This window comes from Fimbriimonadaceae bacterium, assembly GCA_023957775.1.
Lineage (GTDB): Bacteria > Armatimonadota > Fimbriimonadia > Fimbriimonadales > Fimbriimonadaceae > JAMLGR01.
Window position 1 is genome coordinate 74,591 of the sequence record JAMLGR010000009.1, and the last position, 16,456, is coordinate 91,046.

A 16,456-nucleotide genomic window follows, 5' to 3' on the forward strand; every position below is an offset into this window, starting at 1 on the left:
TTCATCATATCGCACATTTGTAAGAAAGTCGGCGTGTCTCATGCCTCAACCCCCGTGATCGAGGAGAAACGCCTTGAGCTCGGGGTGTTCGGCGGCGATGTCGGTCGCGGTCTGGCCGCGCTCGGTCGGGCGCTTGGGATCGGCGCCGCGGTCGATGAGGAGGCGCGCCGCCTCCCGATGCCCGTTCTGCGCCGCGCCGTGCAACGCCGTAAACCCACCCTCCTGCGGCGCGTCGACTTCGGCGCCGGCGTCCAGGACGACCCGCAGGCATTCAAGGTTGCGGCCGAACACCGCGGAGTGGAGCGGGGCCACACCGCCCAGAGCCTCGGAACGCTGGTTCGGGTCGGCGCCCGCTTCGATCAACGCCTTCGCCACCTCCGGGTGCCCGAAGGCGACAGCGAGACAGAGCGGGGTGAATCCGTCGGGCGAGAGCTCCGCATAGTGGTCCGGGGCGAGACGGGTCACCGTGTCGAGATGGCCGACCGCGCACGCGGTCCAGAAATCGAGCTTCGCACCGAGTTCGATGAGCTTCTCGACCGCCGACCGGTGTCCATGGTAGGCCGCGGCCAGAACGACGGGGAGGCCCTGCTCGTTCACCGCGTCGACGCTGGCAGGATCTTCGGCTGCGCAGCGCGCGATCGCGTCCAAATCCCCCTTGCGGGCCGCGTCCATCATCGCCTTGTGCTCGATCACGACGATTCCATCCCCAACTCGCGCAGTCGAGCGAGCCTCTCCTCGAACGCCGGATCGTCGCCCAACGTGTCGGCCAGCTTCTCCGCCGCCTTGGCAAACCAAGGCGCCGCCTCCGCCTTCCGCCCAAGTTCGAGAAGGCACTCGGCCCTCTCCTCGTGGGCGTATCCCGTCGGGTCCTCGTCGACGAGCTCGACCTGCATGGCAAGAGCCTCCTCCAAGCGCCCCAACGAGCGCAGGCATCGGGCTACACACCACCGGGCGATGGCCTCGGTGCGCGGATCTCCCAATTCCCGACGTGCGCGAAGGGCCTCCTCGAACTTGGAAAGCGCTTCGTCGTAGCGACCCTGGTCGTGGAGCGTCCAGCCCATGTTGTTTGCGAGGCTCGCCCGCCATCGCCGCGCATTCGGGTCGGGCGAAGCCAAGGCCAGGGCGAGGGCCTTCTCGTTCCAGCCCATCTGTTCGGCGGTGGGCGAAGCGATGGCCACCATGTGCGCCGCGTCCACCGCCAGCGCGTCCTGACCCGTCTCGGTTGCCACGTTCCACGCCTCGACGAACAGCGGCCGGGCCTGTTCGGGATCCCCTCCCGAGTTGCACGCCCGCCCGCGTTCAAGCAGGTAACGAACACGCAACCGAGGCGAGGGATCGGGAAGTTCGACGACTTCGTCCAGCAAGGCGTGCGCGTCGTCGAAGCGCCGCTGCAACCCGAGGGAGCGTGCCAACTGGGTCTTGAGTTCGGCTTGAAGCTCCGGCGCCTCAGCTTGGATCAGAGCCTTGCGAAACCGGTCTTCGGAGGCCGCCGGATCGTTGAAATCCCACAGAGCATCGATGTCCATCGCCGCGATGGATTTCGACGCGCGCTGCGCCGGTCCTTCCGTCAGCCCCCCCGACATACGACAGACGACGGACGACCGACGAACTCAAAGCCTCTCGATGCGCCGGGCGAGTTCGAAGTCGTAGGGGCTCAGCCCGCCCACGGCGTGGGTGTTCATCGACACGAACACCTTCTTGTAGCCGATCGAGATGTCGGGGTGATGGTCCAACTCCTCGGCAGCCTGGCCGATCTTCGCGGCGAACGCCACCCCGTCCAGATAGCGGTCGAATTCAAACGTCTTGGCGAGATGGCCGTCGATCGCCAGCCACCCATCCAGGAGATTCACCTCCCGCTCCACCTGCTCGTCGCTCAGCTTCACGTACTCGAGATCTGCCATGGCCAGAGGTAGAATAGCACGACAGCGAGGCCTCGCCCAACCCACTGATTCGACCGTCGGCGACCGCCCGTTCGCTGTCGAAAAGGATCAGAAACGACATGTCAACGACGACTCCAAACCTCGCTCTTTCCGACGTCCTGGCCAGCGCCACCCTGCATGCCAACCTGCCCACGGCCGAGCTTGTCGAGCACGCGGTTCGCAGCGGCGACCTTCTCGCCGCCAGCGGCGCGCTCGTGGCGTACACCGGCAAGTACACCGGGCGCACGCCCAAGGACAAAGTGACCGTCCGCGAGCCGGGCAGCGAAGCTAACATCTGGTGGGACAACAACGCCGAAATCTCCCCCGAAGTCTTCGCGCGCCTGATGGACAAGGCCCACGCGTACATGCGCGGAAAGGACCTCTACGTGGTCGATACCTACGGGGGAGCCGACCCCAACCACCGCATCCGAGCCCGCTTCATCGTCGAACGACCCTACCACGCGTTGTTCATCAAGCAGCTTCTCCTGCGTCCCACCGACTCGGAATTGGCGACTTACGAGCCGGATTGGACCGTCATCGACCTGTGCTACCTCGAGGCGGACCCCGCGACAGACGGCACGCGAGGCGAGGCCTCGATCGCCCTGAACTTCGCGGAGAAAACCGTGCTCATCCTTGGCACGCAGTACGCGGGCGAGATGAAGAAATCGGTGTTCACCGTCCTCAACTATCTCCTGCCGCTGAAGGGCGTGCTGAGCATGCACTGTTCGGCCAACATCGGCCAGAACGGCGACACCGCGCTGTTCTTTGGGCTCTCGGGCACGGGCAAGACCACCCTCTCCGCCGACCCCGGCCGAGGGCTCATTGGAGACGACGAGCACGGCTGGGACGATCGGGGCGTTTTCAACTTCGAAGGCGGCTGCTACGCGAAGTGCATCAAGCTGAGCAAGGAGGGCGAACCCCAGATTTGGGACGCGATCCGGTTCGGCGCGGTGCTGGAGAACGTCCCGCTGGACGACCACCGCGTGCCGGACTTCGACGACAGCACGCTCACCGAAAACACGCGCTGCGCGTACCCCATCGAGTTCATCGAAAACGCCGTCCGACCGAGCATCGGCGGACATCCCAGGAACATCGTCTTTCTCACGGCCGACGCGTTCGGCGTCCTGCCTCCGATCTCCAAACTCACTCCGGAACAGGCGATGTACCATTTCCTCAACGGGTACACGGCCAAGGTCGCGGGCACCGAGGCGGGCGTCACCGAGCCCCAGGCGACGTTCTCCACGTGCTTCGGCGCGCCCTTCCTGCCGCTGAGGCCGAAGGTCTATGCCGAACTCCTCGGCCAGAAGATCGAAAAGCACGGAGTGCAGGTGTGGCTCGTGAACACGGGCTGGACCGGCGGTCCCTACGGGGTTGGCAACCGCATGAAGCTCGCGCACACCCGCGCGATGCTCCACGCCGCCCTGGCGGGTCAGCTCGATGGATCGCACTACACGGTCGACCCTGTGTTCGGGCTCTCGATCCCCACCTCGTGCCCGAACGTGCCGGACGACGTGCTCGTGCCCCGCAAAACGTGGGCCGACAAAGAGGCGTACGACGCGAAGGCGCGCGAGCTGCACGCGATGTTCGAGACCAACTACAAGAAGTTCGTGTAGACCTGGGGGAGTGTCCCTGGAGGGCCTAGTAGACTGCCGCCTATGGTCGCTCTGCTTGCCCTCGGCTGCGTCTTGCACGCCACCCCGTTCGACTTCTACACCGACGGACCCTATCGGAAGGACGTTCCCCGTCCCGAGTCGATCCTCGGGTACGAGGCGGGGGCGCGCCAGACGACGTACCGAGACCAGGAGCGGGTGGTGCTCGGCATCGCCGGGAAAGCCACCGACCGCGTGCGCGCCGTCGAGTTCGGCAAGAGCACGGAGGGCCGGCCGTTGCGCGTGTTCGCCATCAGCTCCCCGAAGAACATCGCGCGCCTCGAGGAGCTGCGGAAGGAAAATGCCGCCATCGCCTCCGGCAAGACGCCGGCCAAGCCCGACAGCCCCGCGTTCGTGTGGATCAACGAGTGCATCCACGGGAATGAACCCGCCTCTTTCGAGTCCGGCATGTGGCTGCTCTACACCCTGGCCGCCTCGAACGCACCGGAAACCCTCGCCACGCTGGACCACGTCGTGGTGCTGCTCAACCCCGTCTACAACCCCGACGGACACGAGCGGTTCGCCGTCTGGTCCAACTCCGTCGCCGTCGGCAGCAGTGCCCGGGGCGCGTTCGAAGACCTGGAACCGAGCGTGATCGGGGGGCGCACCAACCACTACCGGTTCGACCTCAACCGCGATCGCGTGGCGTTCTCGCAAGAGGAGACCCGCGCGGAAGTCGCCGAGTTCCTGCGGTGGAACCCCCAGGTCTACGCCGACCAGCACGGCCAGACGCGCACTTACTTCTTCCCTCCCAACCCCATGTCGGTGAACGCCAACGCCGACCGCGCCCGCATCGAGAAGTGGACCGACACGTTCGGCCGCGCCCTCTCGCGCGCGTTCGATTCCAACCAGTGGGAGTACAACATCCGCGACGCGTTCGATCTGTACTACGCGGGCTACTTGGATTCCTGGACAAGTCTCGCGGGCGCGATCGGCATGACCCATGAGACCGACGGCGGAAACACGTTGGCGATGGAGCGCGAGGACGGGACGGTCTGGACCTTCCGCGACGGGATCGCCAAACACTTCGTCAGCGCGCGCACGCTCATCGCCACGGCGGCCGCCAAGCACGAGGAGCTCCTCGCCTCGTTTTCTCGGTTCAAATCGCAGATCGTGGACGGAACCGCCTTGGGCTCGTTCCGCCGCGTCGTGGTCGAGTCCGAAGACCCCCGCCCCCTCCAGCGCCTGGCACGGCAGCTTGCCCGCTCCGGCATCGTCGCCCGGGTCGCGGGCAAATCCTTCGAGCAGCCCGACGCCCACGACTACTGGGCGGACGAGGTCGGCTCCCACACGGTGCCGGCCGGCGCCCTCGTGATCGATCTCCAGCAGCCCCAGGGCGCCATCGCCAAAGCCCTGCTGGAGCCGGGGTCGGACTTTGAAGAGGCGTTCACCCGCGAACAGATTCGAAAACGCAACGCCGAGAAGGGGGGCGAACAGTACCCCGGCGAAGAGGGCGCGGACTTCTACGACACGACGGCGTGGTGCCTGATCTACGCCCAGAACCTCGATGCTTGGTGGAGCGCCTCCACGCCCGACTTCCAGGACGCGTCACAGCCCACCGCACCAGCGAAGGTGGCGGAGTCGGCGATCGGCTGGGCGCGGCTCTACACCGATCGGGAGGATCTCCTCGATGCCGCACGGTTGCTCCGGGACGGCGTGCGCGTTCAGATCAGCGAGAAACCGATGCGGCTGGACGGCCGGACGTACCCTCGCGGCACCCTCCTCGTCCTGCGCGCGCGCAACGAGGACGGCGTGCGGGAAAAGCTGGGTGCTTCGGGCCTTTGGATCCCTCTCCGGTCCGGCTACCCCGATGCGGGCAAGGACGCGCTCGGCTCCTCCGGCGTCCGCTCGTTGCGCAAGCCCGAGATCGGGATCGTGTTCGGCGATCGCGACTGGATGGGCGGCGCGGGGTCTCTCTGGTATCTGATGGAGCGCGAGTTCCGCTTGCCGTTCACGCCGCTGTCGGCCTCCGCGCTGAACGGCGACCTCTCGCGCTACACGTGCCTCGTGTTCCCCCGGGGCCGCTACGACGGCGTCTACGAGAACTTGAAGAAGTGGATCCAAGAGGGGGGCAACGCGGTGGTGCTCGGGTCGCCCCAATGGGTGAACCGGGACAAGGCCCTCGGCGGATTGGAGACCCGCGACGGCGCCGACCTGCCGGGCGCGCTGGTGCAGGGGACGCTGGACCTTCGGTTCCCCTGGGCGTTTGGCTACCGTTCGGAGCGGATCGCGCTGCCGGTCTCGGGCGGCACGTTCTTCCTGCCCAAAGAGGAGGGTGGGGCCGTGGTTCGGCTCCCGTCCAAACCGAAGGTGTTGAGCGGATGGGTGTGGCCCGACGAGACCGAGAACGACCTCTCGGGCATCGTGTGGCTGCACGACCAGCCCGTAGGCCGCGGGCACGTGCTGCTGTTCACCAAGGACCCGACCGACCGGGCGTTGTGGCCAGGGCTCGAGAAGCTGCTGCTCAACTCGATCCTGCTCTAGGCGCAAAACACGCTAAGATTCGAACGTGAGAAAACTCTGGGGAGGAGCGTTCGCCGAGGGGAGCGACGCGCTGGTCGATCGGTTCGGACAGAGCATCGAGACCGACCTGCGCTTCTGGCGCGAGGACGTGCTCGGGTCGATCGCGCACGCCCGCATGCTCGGCGAGACGGGCATTCTTTCCTTGGAGGAGGCTTCGCATCTGGTGCGCGGGCTGGAGACCATCCTCAGCGAAGGCCCGCAGCGCCTCCCCCGAGACGTCGAGGACGTGCACACCGCCGTCGAGATGCGCCTGGGCGAGCTCGAGGGCGAGGTCGCCGCGAAGCTGCACACGGCGCGGAGCCGAAACGACCAGGTGGCGACCGACACGCGCCTCGTGCTTCGCGTGCGGTTCGACGGTCTGCTGGGCGGCGTCAAACGGCTCCAAGAGACGCTTCTTGCCCAAGGGAGGCGCCACAAGGGGGCGCTGATGCCCGGCTGCACGCACCAGCAGCACGCCCAGCCCATCACCCTCGGCTACCATCTGCTCGCGCATTTCTGGGCGCTCCAACGCCAGGGCTGGCGCTTGGAGAACGTCGTCCGCGTCGCCAACTACTGCCCCTTGGGCTCGGCCGCGCTCGCCGGAACCGGCTTTCCGATCGACCGCCACGCGACGTCCCAAGCCCTGGGATTCACCGCGCCCATCCCCAGCGCGCTCGATGCCACGAGCGACCGCTCCTATGTGCTCGACGCCCTCCACGTCTGCGCGTCGCTGATGCTCGACCTGAGCCGGATGGCGCAGGAGCTGGTCGTCTGGTCGGGCCCCGAGTTCGGGTTCGTCCGACTGGCCGATGCGGTGACCACCGGGTCGAGCATCATGCCCCAGAAGCGCAATCCCGACATGGCCGAACTGGTCCGCGGCCGCGCCGGACGGGCGCTCGGCAACTGGACGGCGTTTGCCGCCACGATGAAAGCCCTGCCGCTGGGCTACAACCGCGACACCCAAGACGACAAGCCGGGACTCTTCGAATCGATCGACCTCGCGCGCGACTCGCTGGCGCTGGTGCACCTCATGGTCGAGGGGGCCGAGTGGCAGACGCGCCGCATGCGCGAGGCCTGCAAGGGCGACTTCTCGACCGCTACCGACCTCGCGGATGCGCTCGCCGCGGGCGGCATGCCGTTCCGACAGGCTCACGAAGTGGTGGGGCGCGCCGTCCGTGCCTGCATCGAGCGCGGGTGGACGCTCGATCGTTTGGATGCCGAACGATTGGCGATCGTGGCGCCCGAGGCTCCGCCCGAGGTGCTGGAAGCTCTGAAGGCGGAGCGCAGCGTCCGCGCGAGGGAGTCGTTCGGAGGCACCGGACCCCGCGCGTTCGGTACGCAGTTTCGACGGGCGGGATTGTTGCTCCGGAGAGAGGGATTTCATGAGCCCTACTGACGGCGTGCGCTTCCGCGAGTACACCGACGCCCAGGATCGGGAACAAGCTGCCGAACTGCTGTCGCTGGTGTACCGATCGGGCGAGCCGTTGCCCGAGGACCGACCCCTGGTCGAAGGCGACGGCCACGCCTACGTGGCGGAGCGCGACGGTCGCATCCTCGCCTACTTCGAGGTGCTCCCGATGCGCGCCACGATGCCCCGCCACCCCGTTCGCTGCGCGGGCATCGCCGCCGTCGCGGTTCGGCCGGAGGCCCGCGGCGGCGGTCTGGGCCGGGAGATGATGCGCTGGTCGCTTCCCCGCCTGCGCGAACGCGGCTACGCGATGGCCTCGCTTTACGCGTTCCGCGAGAGCTTCTACCGGCCGGTGGGGTACGAGGTGGTCGGCAGGCGTTTCCGCATCGTCTGCCCTCAGTCGCGGCTGCCCTCCGTCGCCAGTCCTCTGGAGGTGCGGGCGATGGACGAGGAGGGCTGGACGCTGGCCGCGCCGGTCTACGAGGCGTTCGCCTCGAACTACTCGGGCATGAACCTCCGCTCGCCGGACCAGTGGAAGACCGTGACGCGCGGGACCGGCGGCAAGACCCGTTTGTTCGTGATCGGAGACCCGGCGGAGGCGTACGCCGTGGTGCATCTTCAGAGCGCGTTTTGGGAGCAACAGGCGGTTTCGGAAGTGGCCTGGTCGTCGGGGGCTGGTTACAACGGGTTGCTCGCGTTCTTCCGTTCTCTGGCCTCGAACAAGTCGGCCTTGGCTTGGTACGAGCCGGGCGACTCGCCCTTCCTCGCGCGTTCGCTGGACCAAGGGGTGCAGGTTTCTCTCGAGCGGTGGATGACGAGCCGCGTGCTCGACGTACCCACCGTGCTCGCGGCCCTTCAGCCGGCGGGCGAGGGCTCGTTGGGAATCGACGTGCTCGACCCCGAGCTTCCCGAGAACGCCGGCCAGTGGACGGTGAGCTGGTCGGAGGACGGGATGGAGACGGTCCGGGGCGGGACCCCCGAAGCGTCGGCGTCCATCGGCGCCCTCACGCAAGCCGCGCACGGGGAGCCGTGTGCGGAAGAGTTGGTTATCGCGGGCGTGATGCAGTGCCAACCCGAGGCCCGCCGGCGCCTTCAAACCCTCTTCCCACGCGGCCGCGCGTACTGCATGGACTTCTTCTAATATGGGAGTGCGTGACCTTGGTCGTCGCCCTGACTGAGTCGGGTTTGCCCGACTTCTGACTCGCGGCGAGCCGCTCGGGGACAGGGCGACGCGCGAGCGCGCGCACTCCCATACGCTTACAGCGCTTGGATCGCTTCCAGCCCACCGGCCACGTTGGAGGCGTCGATCCCGTGGCGCCTCAGGAAGCTGGTGGCCACCATGGACCGGCCGCCTCCCTGGCAGAACACTCCGACCGGCCTTGAGCGGTCGATCTCAGACAACCGGCCCGCCAGCTCCACGAGGGGAATCAGCTTCGCCTCGGCCACCTCGCCTTGTGCGAGTTCCGCCCGGCCCCTCACGTCGAGCCCAGCCATCGACCCATCCCGCAGCCGTTCCAGGTACGCGTTGGGCTCGATCATGGGCAAGGGGCCCGTGCGGCCAAGCCGGCGCATGGCCCAAAGCGCGGGCGCGGCTTCGAACCAGCCGAACACCCCCTCCAATCCGATCTTGAGCATCACCGCCGCCGCCTCCCGCGCCTGGCCCTCGTCGACTGCGATGAGATAGACGGGCGCCTTCTCGTCCAGCAGCGAGCCCGCCTCCTTGGCAAACGCGTCGTCGAGCGGCATCCCCACGGTCCCCTTCACATGCTCGGCCTCGAACGGATCGTAGTAGCGCACGTCGACCACCGTCGCGCCGGAGTCCAGCACGCTCGGAAGGCGCGAAGCTCCATACTGCGGAGGCGCGGCGAGCTTCCCCACGAGGGACGGACCCTCCTTGTTCACCCGCTTCATCGTGGCGAAGTAGCGAGGGGGTTCGGGCTGATCGCTCAGCACCTCGGCGACGAACGAACCTTCGTCGCCCTTGAAGGCCCAGTTCGTCGCCATCTCGTATCCCAGGGTCGTTTCGGGCAGTCCACCCAGCGCCTTGCCACACGCCGAACCCGCGCCGTGGCCGGGCCAGACCAGCAGGTCGTTGCGGAGCTTCCTCACCTTGGCCAGGGAGCCGAACAACGTTTCGGCCCCGACCCGCATCGTGTCTTTGACGCCTGCAGCGACCTCCAGCAGGTCGGGCCGGCCGACGTCGCCCACGAACAGGAAGTCGCCCGAGAGCATGCCGACCGGTTCCGAGGAGCTGGCTTTGTCCGTCACGAGGAAGACCAGGTGTTCCGGCGTGTGCCCGGGCGTGTGCATCACGGTGAGCACGACCTTGCCCACCCGCACCTCGTCGCCGTCGTGCAGCGCGACCGCGCCCTCTTCCGCGCCGTAGGTGTACTGCCAGTCGGGGCCGCCCTCGGCCGAGAGGTAGAGCGTGCCCCCCGTGCGCGCCGCCAGCTCCCGCGCACCCGACACGAAATCCGCGTGGATGTGGGTCTCGGTGATCGCCACGATCCGAAGCCGTTCGGTCTCCGCCGCGCGGATGTAGACCTCGACGTCGCGGTTGGGGTCAACGACGACGGCCTCCCCCGACTCGGCACACCCGATGAGGAAGCTCGCCTGCGCGATGGACGTGTCGTAGAAGCGGCGGAAGACCATGGCATCTATGATGCCATTTCGTTGGTCGTCTTTCGTCCGTCGCTTGTCGGGCAGAGTGGTGGGCCGATGGGCGACAAACGACCGACGATCAGCGATGCTACCGCCGTAGTTTCGCGTACAGCAGGCTCTCCATCCCGTGCGTGCGCACCATCCCGGTCATCTGGCTTTGCTCGAGCGCTTCGGTGTCGTCGAAGGAGGCGGCGGCTTCGCTGTAGAGCGCCCACTCGCTCTCGCGGCCGACGACCTGCATCCCGCCTTTGAACAGCCGCAGCCGCACCTTGCCGCTGACCCTCTGCTGCACCGAGCCGATGAACGCGTTGAGATCCTCCATGAAGGGATCCCACCACAGCCCCTTGTAGGCAAGGTCGGCCCACTGCTGGTCGACTTGCGCCTTGAAGGCGCGTTCCGCGTGCGTCGTGACCAGCGCCTCCAGGGCCTTGTGGGCCGCGATCAGCAGCACGGCGCCGGGGCACTCGTAGTTCTCGCGCACCTTGAGGCCTAGCAGGCGGTCTTCCATGATGTCCACCCGACCCACGCCGTGGCGTCCCGCAATGTCGTTCGCGGCGGCCACGATGTCGAACGGGATCGGGGTGTCGGACAGGTGCAGCTCGTATTCGTGGCTCGTGATGTCCACCGGCGACCCGTTCTTGAACGTGATTTCGACCGTCTCGGGTGTGTCGGGCGCGTTCTCGAGCGAAGCCGTCCACTGGAAGATCTCCTCCGGCGGCGCATAGCCCGGCTCCTCCAGGCGTCCGCCTTCGATCGAGCGGCCCCAGAGGTTCTCGTCGATCGACCAGATCTTGTCTTTGCTCTGCCCGATGGGCGCGCCCACCTTCTCCGCGTACTCGATCTCCCACGTGCGGGTCAGGTTGCGCTCCCGAACGGGGGCGAGGATCGGGATCTCCGGAGCGAAGAGCCGCAGGCCGAACTCGATACGGAACTGGTCGTTCCCCTTGCCCGTGCACCCGTGCACGAACGCGTCCACGCCGCCGATCTCCTTGGCCTTCTCCGCAGCAGCCTTGGCAATCAAGGGGCGTGCGATCGCGGTGGAAAGCGGATAGCCGAAGTAGTCGGCGTTCGCGTGGATGGCGGGCATGCAGTACGACGCGGCAAATTCCGCCTTGGCGTCAACGACGTGGTGGTTGGTGCCGAGAATCTTTGCGCGCTCGGACGCTTGGGCGATGTCCTCAGCGGGCTGTCCCACGTCGATCGTGACGGTCGAGATCTCCTCGAACCCCTCCTCGCGCATGAGGGGAATGCACACGGTGGTGTCCAAACCGCCGGAGTAAATGATGAGTGCCTTCTTCATTTCGTTAGGTTTCCTTATGATTCCAGTATCCTCTGCAGGAGCGCCTTCTGGGCGTGGAGCCGGTTCTCTGCCTGGTCCATCACGCGGCTCTGCGGGCCGTCGATCACGTCGTCGGTCACCTCGAAGCCGCGGTGCGCCGGCAGACAGTGCAGGAAGATCGCGTCGTCGTCGGCCAGCGAGAAGACGCGCCCGTCCACCCGGTAGGGCTCGAACACTTTGAGGCGGTGCTCCTGCTCGTGCTCGTCGCCCATGGAGATCCACACGTCGGTGTACACGGCCTTTGCGCCGGCCAGTCCCTCCTCGAGGTCGCTGGTCTGCGTCACGCCTTCGATAGGCTCCAGGCGGAAGTTCTCCGGGCCGCAGATCGTGAACGGGTAGCCCAGCTTGCCCGCGAGCTTCGCGAGGCTGCGCGCCACGTTGTTCCCGTCGCCCACGTAGGTGATCTTCACCTTCTCTCCGGGGAAGTTCTCCTGGATCGTCAGCATGTCCGCAAGCGCCTGGCACGGGTGCTCCCACTCGGTGAGCGCGTTGACCACGGGCACGTCGGCAACCTCGGCCATCTCGACGATCTGACGGTGCCAGTACAGCCTGGCCACGATCATGCACGCCCAGCGCGAGAGGTTCGCGGCGATGTCCTTCAGCGCCTCGCGCTCGCCGAGACCGATGTCGGCCTTCGTGAGATAGACGGCGTTGCCACCCAACTCTCGAATGCCGGCTTCGAAGCTCATGCGGGTGCGCAGGGACGGCTTTTCGAACACGAGGGCGACCGTGCGCCCTTCCACGGCGGCGATCGGGCTGGGCGATTCCCGGCGCCGCATCTTGAGATCGGCGGCCAAGGTCAGCACGTCCTGCAGCCGCGACGACGAGAGATCGTCGATCGACAGGACGTCGTGTAGCGGCGTCGGCCGTTCCGTCGCCGCCGCGGCGACCTTGGGCGCGTCGACCCCGAGCACCTCGGCGAGCACCGAGAGGGCGTGCTGCACCTGGTCGGGCCTCAGCACCAGCGGGGGGACGAATCGGAGGGTGTGCTCGTCGGTCGCGTTGAGGATGAGGTGCTTCTCGAAGCACGCCGCCACCACGTCGCGCGCGATCGGCTTCTCCAGCACCGCGGCCAGCATCAGTCCCGCGCCCCGCACCTCGGTGAACGGCAGGGCCTCCAGTCCGGCGCGCAACTGGCCGCCGATTTCGCGCGTGTGCTCCAGGAGGTTCTGGTGGTCGATCGTGTCGAGCACGGCCAGAGCCGTCGCGCACGCCAGCGGGTTGCCGCCGAAGGTCGTGCCATGATCGCCTTTCTCGAGGACGCTCGCCGCCTTGCCGCGCATCAGGCACGCCCCGATGGGCACGCCGCCGCCCAGCCCCTTGGCAAGCACCAACACATCGGGTTTGATGTCGTGCTGCTCGAAGTGGAACCACGTGCCGGTGCGGCCCACGCCCGTTTGGATCTCGTCGAGCACGAGCAACGCGTCGTGCTGGTCGGCGAGGCGCCGCGCCTCTTGCAGGAATGCGGTGGTGAGGGGAACGACGCCGCCCTCTCCTTGGATGGGTTCGAGGACGATCGCGGCCGTCTTGTGCGACACGGCATCGCGGAGCGCGGCGGCGTCGTTGGCGTCGATGTGCCGAAAGCCGGGCACGAGCGGCTCGAACGGGCGCTGGTACTTGCGCTGGCCCGTGGCGGAGAGCGACCCGAGCGTGCGGCCGTGGAACGAACGGTGGAGCGTGACGATCTCGTAATCGCCGTCCGGCCGCTTCGTGTTGCCGTGCTTCTTGGCGACTTTGAGCGCGGTTTCGAGGGCGGTGGTGCCGCACGGAGTGAAGAACACGCGGTCCATGCCCGAGAGCGTGCACAGCCTCTGGGCGAGCTGGGCCTGGGGCGCGGTGAGCAGGAAGTTCGAGGTGTGGATCAGTTGCTGGGCCTGGCGGCTCAGCGCGGAGACCACGGCGGGGTGGCAGTGGCCGAGTTGGCACACGGCGATCCCGGCCAGGAGGTCGAGGTACTCGTTGCCGCGGTTGTCCCAAAGGCTGCAGCCCGCGCCTTGGACCATGAGGGCGGGAAACCGGTTGTAGAGCGGAAGCACCGACTCGTCGTCGGCGTGTTTGATCGTGTCGTATTTGAGCATTTCTCGTCGGGAAGGCGGTGGGAGCGCTTCGTTGCGCGTGGGATCGAGAATGCGGGAACCAGTTGGCGGCGGTGCCGGGAAGAGGCGGCTGGCTCCCCTAGATACGGGCGCGTCGGCGCGCACGGCCCACGGCCACTGCGTACGAGATGCTGGCAAGGTTCGCCGACGTCATCGCGCGGAAGTATACCGGGTCGCTGCGGAGGGCTCCAAAAACAACACGGGCCCCGAAGAAAAGTCTTCGGAGCCCGTGGCGCTAAAGCGCTGTACTCGACTAGCCGCCTTCTGCGGGAGCCGACGCTGCAGGAGCAGCGGCATTATCCGCGGCTTCTTCCTTGGCGCAACCACCGAGCACGAGGCTCATAACGCTCACAATTAGCAGAATCGAGAAAACTTTTTTCATCAAACACCTCCTCCGTTTCAGAGGTCCCTGCCGGGAGCCTCGCTTTGCGGGTTTCCCCGCGCCCGTCGGCCGAAGCCGCCGGAAGCAGACAAGCCCTTGGGCCCGCCTACCTTGAAGACGATTATAGCCCCGCAAGAGTTGCAAGGCAAGCAAAAAGTGTCAAACGACCCAATCACCTCCTCTGCCCGGAGGGTCGGGGGGTCCCCTCCTGTCTGCGCCGCCTGGCCGCGCCCAGTGCTGCCGCACCCAAGAGGAGCGTGAACGGCTCCGGAACCGGCGCCGCCGACGCGCTGAACGCCAGGTCGTCGATCGCCAGCCCATGGTCCGAACCGGCCGTGTCGGGTTTGCTCCAACGCAGCCAGAGATCCGAGCCATCGGCCCAGTTCAATCCGTTCACCGTCTCGGCGAGAGACTCCCGGTTGGCGGCGTCGTTGCCATCGACGGCGCCCCCGCCCGTCACGTTCGGGCTGTCGAAGTCGAGACTGGACACACCGGTGAAACCCGTGTCCGTGATGCCCGACGCGCCGATCTTGTAGTCGAAGAAGAGCGTTTCAACCGCCGTGTCCGCCGAACGCCACTGCTCGCCTCGAAACGAAAGCGTAAACGACGTCAGCGTTCCACCCGTGTTGTTGCGCACGCGAACCGCGAAGAGCACCGGATCGGCCGACCCGGACGAGAGCGCCCCCAGGGCCTTCTCCGCGCCCGAAGACGCGCCGTAGGCGTAGAGGCCGCCCGCCGTCCCCGTTCCCGTGCTGAAGAAGTAAGACGTGCGGTTGGAGTACCAGCCGACCAGCGTCGAATCGTCGGTCCACGTTCCACTCGTGAGGGTGTCGAACGATTCGTTGTACGTTCCCCCCACGTAGGACACCTGAGACCACGCGGCCCCCGCGACGGCCAAGAGAGCGGTTGCCAGGAACAGTCGTTTCCTCATGAAATCACCTCCTGTACTGACAGTACCACGACACAGGTACTTTGTCAAGCCCTGTGCGGTCGTTCGTCAGTCGCCTTCGTGCTTGGAGGCGGGGCGCGAGCGGAGCTCGGCCCAGGCCCGCAGCTCTTCGATCTCCTCGCGCATCATCACGCTCAGGGGAACGACGGCTTCGGCCTCGGTCATCAAGTCTTCGGCGGTCAGTTCGCGCGCGCCGTCGAACGCCACGAACAAGGCGCCCACCACCACCTGCTCGATCTCGGCGCCGGAAAAGCCCTTGGTCGCCCGCACCACCGGTTTCAGGTCGAACGTCGCGGGGTCGCGGCCCCGTTTCTTGAGGTGGATATCGAAGATCTGGCGCCGCTCCGCCGCGTCGGGCAGGTCCACGAAGAAGATCTCGTCGAACCGGCCTTTGCGCAACATTTCAGGCGGCAACTTGGTGACATCGTTGGCCGTCGCGATGAGGAAGACCGGGGCGGTCTTCTCCTGCATCCACGTGAGGAACGTCGCGAACACGCGGGCGGTGGTTCCGGAGTCGCCGGCGCCGCTTCCCGACAGGCCCGAAAAGCCCTTCTCCAGCTCGTCGGCCCACAGGACGCAGGGCGCGACGGACTCGGCGACGGCGATCGCGCGCCGGATGTTCTCTTCGCTCTGCCCCACGAGGCTCCCGAAGATGCGGCCCACGTCCATCTTCAGCATCGGCAGGTTCCAATGCGCGGCGATTGCCTTGGCGATCAGCGACTTGCCGCAGCCCTGTACGCCCAGCAGCAACACGCCCTTCGGCGCGGGGAGGCCGAACGCCTGCGCCTTGTCCGTGAAGCTCTGGGTCCGTTTGCGGAGCCAGTCTTTCAGCAGCTCCATGCCGCCGACGTCGGTGAGGTGGTTCGAGGCGGGGTAGTACTCGAGGAGTCCCGATTTGCGGATGATCTGCTGCTTCTCTTCCAGCACGACGTCCACGTCGAAGCGGCGTTTTTCGACGAGGCTGCGCGCGAACACCGATTCGATCTCGTCGAGGGTGAGCCCTTGCGCGGATTTGATGAGCAGCTCCCGCTCGAGGGGCGTGAGCGTGCAATCGACGTTCTTGTTCTCCTGGACGGCCTCGCAGATCTTGTCGAGGGACTTGGAGATGTCCTCCGCATCGGGCAGGCCGAAGTCCACCACCGTGATGTCCTTTTGAAGCTCGGTGGGGAGGTTGAGGATCGGGCCCATGAGGACGACGGTCTGCGCGCGGCCGCGCAGGCGCTGGGCGAGATCGCGCAGGAGGCGGATGACCCGCGAGTCCTTCATGTAGGGATGGAAGTCTTTGAGCAGGAAGACCGTGAAGTCCTGCGCCTCGTGGACGAGCGCAAGCGCCTCCAGCTCGCCGGGGAGGCTGGGTTTCGAGCCGGTGCCCCGACCGGTCGTGGGCGGCCGCATCCCTTGGGTGATGGTCCACGTGTGGAGGGTGCGTTTGAGGCCCGCGCACACCTTCTGAACCGCCTCCTCGACGCGCCGCTCCTCCCACGAAACGACGTAGAGGATCGGGTATTTGGCCCGGATGAGGACCTCGATGCGGCTGGAAGCGTCCATCCC

At 66.8% G+C, this 16,456-nt stretch carries 12 protein-coding genes; 4 read left to right on the forward strand and 8 right to left on the reverse strand.

All coding sequences use genetic code 11. The features are described from left to right. Positions 1 to 45: 45 nt before the first annotated feature. From M9921_09315 to M9921_09325, 3 genes are all read right to left on the reverse strand, one after another. Positions 46 to 693, reverse strand: a complete 648-nt coding sequence (locus tag M9921_09315) for an ankyrin repeat domain-containing protein (GenBank protein ID MCO5297042.1) — start codon at positions 691 to 693, stop codon at positions 46 to 48. Then, the gene (locus M9921_09320; protein MCO5297043.1) at positions 690 to 1,526 is read right to left on the reverse strand and encodes a tetratricopeptide repeat protein; all 837 of its coding nucleotides are present in this window, start codon (positions 1,524 to 1,526) and stop codon (positions 690 to 692) included. Before M9921_09320 ends, M9921_09315 begins: the two co-directional genes overlap by 4 nt. 84 nt (positions 1,527 to 1,610) lie before the next feature. Beyond that, positions 1,611 to 1,901, reverse strand: coding sequence for a 4a-hydroxytetrahydrobiopterin dehydratase (locus M9921_09325; GenBank protein MCO5297044.1), 291 nt, complete (start codon positions 1,899 to 1,901; stop codon positions 1,611 to 1,613). A gap of 98 nt (positions 1,902 to 1,999) precedes the next feature. On the opposite strand from M9921_09325, the gene pckA reads away from it, so the two are divergent. The 4 genes from pckA to M9921_09345 are packed head-to-tail and all read left to right on the forward strand — an operon-like array spanning position 2,000 to position 8,619. After that, complete coding sequence (gene pckA / locus M9921_09330; GenBank protein MCO5297045.1) at positions 2,000 to 3,532, forward strand: phosphoenolpyruvate carboxykinase (ATP); 1,533 nt, start codon at positions 2,000 to 2,002, stop codon at positions 3,530 to 3,532. A 42-nt stretch (positions 3,533 to 3,574) separates the two neighbouring features. After that, complete coding sequence (locus M9921_09335) at positions 3,575 to 6,052, forward strand: hypothetical protein (protein ID MCO5297046.1); 2,478 nt, start codon at positions 3,575 to 3,577, stop codon at positions 6,050 to 6,052. 25 nt (positions 6,053 to 6,077) lie between these two features. Continuing rightward, positions 6,078 to 7,466 (forward strand): argininosuccinate lyase, encoded by a 1,389-nt coding sequence (argH, locus tag M9921_09340; GenBank protein MCO5297047.1) that lies wholly within the window; start codon positions 6,078 to 6,080, stop codon positions 7,464 to 7,466. Further along, positions 7,453 to 8,619 carry a GNAT family N-acetyltransferase gene (locus M9921_09345; protein ID MCO5297048.1) on the forward strand — a complete coding sequence of 389 codons (1,167 nt, stop codon included), beginning with the start codon at positions 7,453 to 7,455 and terminating at the stop codon, positions 8,617 to 8,619. The genes argH and M9921_09345 overlap by 14 nt, the downstream gene beginning before the upstream one ends. 116 nt (positions 8,620 to 8,735) lie before the next feature. Here the strand turns inward: M9921_09345 and M9921_09350 are convergent, their stop codons facing one another. The 5 genes from M9921_09350 to M9921_09370 form a co-directional block, all read right to left on the reverse strand. Then, complete coding sequence (locus M9921_09350) at positions 8,736 to 10,130, reverse strand: MBL fold metallo-hydrolase (protein MCO5297049.1); 1,395 nt, start codon at positions 10,128 to 10,130, stop codon at positions 8,736 to 8,738. 97 nt (positions 10,131 to 10,227) lie between these two features. Continuing rightward, complete coding sequence (locus M9921_09355) at positions 10,228 to 11,439, reverse strand: argininosuccinate synthase (GenBank protein MCO5297050.1); 1,212 nt, start codon at positions 11,437 to 11,439, stop codon at positions 10,228 to 10,230. A gap of 14 nt (positions 11,440 to 11,453) precedes the next feature. After that, entirely contained in the window at positions 11,454 to 13,556 is a 2,103-nt protein-coding gene (locus tag M9921_09360; protein MCO5297051.1) for an acetylornithine transaminase, read from the reverse strand. 572 nt (positions 13,557 to 14,128) lie between these two features. Continuing rightward, on the reverse strand, positions 14,129 to 14,887 hold the full coding sequence (locus M9921_09365; GenBank protein MCO5297052.1) for a hypothetical protein: 759 nt from the start codon (positions 14,885 to 14,887) through the stop codon (positions 14,129 to 14,131). A gap of 66 nt (positions 14,888 to 14,953) precedes the next feature. Beyond that, positions 14,954 to 16,453 (reverse strand): AAA family ATPase, encoded by a 1,500-nt coding sequence (locus M9921_09370; GenBank protein MCO5297053.1) that lies wholly within the window; start codon positions 16,451 to 16,453, stop codon positions 14,954 to 14,956. Positions 16,454 to 16,456 lie beyond the last annotated feature (3 nt).